The 2,406-nt window shown below is 71.1% G+C and carries 2 protein-coding genes; one reads left to right on the top strand and one right to left on the bottom strand.

What is annotated here, in order from left to right:
- Nucleotides 1–841 (bottom strand): RDD family protein (locus PV341_RS44745; RefSeq protein ID WP_500360986.1); only part of this gene is annotated, 841 nt, incomplete at its 3' end.
- A gap of 95 nt (nucleotides 842–936) precedes the next feature.
- Here PV341_RS44745 and PV341_RS44740 point away from each other — a divergent pair.
- Nucleotides 937–1,944 carry a stage II sporulation protein M gene (locus tag PV341_RS44740; protein WP_500328605.1) on the top strand — a complete coding sequence of 336 codons (1,008 nt, stop codon included), beginning with the start codon at nucleotides 937–939 and terminating at the stop codon, nucleotides 1,942–1,944.
- Nucleotides 1,945–2,406 lie beyond the last annotated feature (462 nt).

Below are 2,406 nucleotides of genomic sequence, written 5' to 3'. Positions count from 1 at the left end.
TCCCCGGCTCTTCGACCCCGAAGCCCCCCGGCTCGGCGACCCCGTCGGCCGGAGCACCGACCGGAGCGCCGAAGACCCGGCGCGCGTCCCGCGCCTGCCGCTCCGCCACCACAGCCGCCAGGAACCCCGCCGGCGGCGTCCCCTCCGGCACCGTGGCCCCCGTGCACGCCACGACGTCCCCCGCGAGCCGTTCCGCCATCGACCAGCCCACCCGCGGATCCAGCTGATGCATCCGCGACAGGTACTGCCGCACTGCCAGCCACAGCCCCTCCGGCACCGCCGACAGGTCGACCCCCGCCAACTGCCCCGCCAGCCACGGCGGCGCGGGTGGCATCGGCCGCGGCGACCGCGGCACCGGAATCCGTTCCCGCACCACCAGCGTCCCCGCGAAGACGTCCCCGATCCGCCGACCGCGCGCCGACACCAGCGAGGCGATGCAGGCGATCACCCCGAGGAACATCTGGATCTCGACCACCCCGACCGCCCCGCGCACCAGCGCGTGCCGGAACCGGATCGGCCCCCCGTCGTCCCGCACCACCCGCAACCCGCAGGCCAGCTTCCCCAGCGACCGCCCCCGGGTCAGCGTCTCCACCGCGATCGGCACCCCGAACAGCACCAGCACCAGCGAGGTCACGTACACCGCCGCCACCGCCGCCCCGTCCATCGACGCCGTCGCCACCATCAGCACGATCGACACGACCAGATAACCGCCGATGTACACGACGCCGTCCAGCGCCGCCGCCAGCGCCCGGCTCGGCAGCTTCGCCGGGTGCAAACCCAGTTCGACCGCCTCACCCGTCACCAGCCGGCCGGCACCGCCCGCCGCGCTCGCCTCACCCATGCGGGAACCCTCCTCCTGCCCACCCCGGACCCGGAGCGACCAGTCTGCCCCGTCTGCCAAGCTGGGACCTCCCCGGCCAGCCAGGAGCAGCGCCCATGGACCTCGACGTCTTCGCAGCCGCCCACCGCCACGAGTGGGACCGGCTCGACACGCTGCTGCGCCGGCGTCGGCGCCTGTCCGGGGAGGAAGCCGACGAACTCGTCACCCTCTACCAACGCGCCGCCACCCACCTGTCCCTCGTCCAGTCCAGCGCCCCCGACCCCGCACTCGTCGGACGGCTCACCACGCTCGTCGCCCGCGCGCGCAGCGCCGTCACCGGCGCCCGCACCCCCGGCTGGCGCGACGCGGTTCTCTTCTTCACCCGCGCCTTCCCCGCCGCGATATACCGCTCGCGCCACTGGTGGGTCCCCACCGCGCTCGTCTCCACCGCGGTCGCCGCCCTCATCGGCTGGTGGGTCGCCACCCACCCCGAGGTCCAGTCCGCCATCGCCGCCCCCGACGAACTGCGCGCCCTGACCCGCCCCGGCGGCGAGTACGAGGCGTACTACTCCAGCCACCCCGCCGCCTCCTTCGCGGCCCAGGTCTGGACGAACAACGCCATGGCAGCCGGCTACTGCCTGGTCCTCGGCGTCTTCCTCGGGCTCCCCGTCCTCTACGTACTGTTCGAGAACATGCTCAACCTGGGTCTCGGGCTCGGCCTCATGGGCTCCGCGGGCCGCCTCGACACCTTCCTCGGACTGCTCCTCCCGCACGGCCTCCTCGAACTGACCGCCGTCTTCGTCGCCGCCGGCACAGGACTCCGCCTCGGCTGGACCGTCGTCGACCCCGGCCCGCGCCCCCGCCGTACGGCCCTCGCCGAAGAAGGCCGGGCCGCGATCGGCATGGCCATCGGCCTCGCCGCGGTCCTCTTCGTCTCCGGCGCCCTCGAAGCCTTCGTCACCCCCTCCGGCCTGCCCACCTGGGCCCGCATCGGCATCGGCGTCACCGCCGAGCTGCTCTTCCTCGTCTACGTCTTCGTCATCGGGCGCCGCGCGGCCCTCGCCGGCGAGACGGGCGACCTGGAACGGGCGGACCGCAGCGACGTCCTGCCCACCGCGGCGTGACCCGGACGGCCGGCGCCGACGATGTGCATCCGGCGTTGCTGACCTGCTAGTCTCCTCTTCGCCCCAAGACACCTGTTGACACGGGTGGCACGGGGAGGTAGATTTGAGCAGTTGCCTCGAACTGGACATGTTCGAGGGCCAGCGGCTAGGATCTAGCCCGCTTCGAAAGACTATCGATCGCATCGCACCTCTCAGAAAGAACTTTCTGAGTGGTCTTTTGTGTCGCTATTCATAGAGGCAAAACCTCGGCGGTAATCGGACGCGAAAGAGTCTGATAAAGTCGGAGACGTCGAAAGGCGAAAGCCGGAAGACAAACCCCGCTCCAATAGGGGGCCGGAAACGAAGAGCGGAAACGCGAAACGGATCTGGTAAGGTTGGAGACAACGAAGGGAAAGCCCGGAGGGGCCGGTGAAACGGTCTCGAAGGAAGCTTCCGTTCCTTGAGAACTCAACAGCGTGCCAA

Origin of the sequence: Streptomyces sp. PA03-1a (assembly GCF_033792805.1) — a bacterium.
Taxonomy (GTDB): Bacteria; Actinomycetota; Actinomycetes; order Streptomycetales; family Streptomycetaceae; genus Actinacidiphila.
This window is presented reverse-complemented; position numbering and strand designations above follow the sequence as displayed.

Bases quoted from the DNA above. Each gene is read 5' to 3' on its own strand.
- PV341_RS44740 (WP_500328605.1), top strand. From the start codon at position 937: ATGGACCTCGACGTCTTCGCAGCCGCCCACCGCCACGAGTGGGACCGG.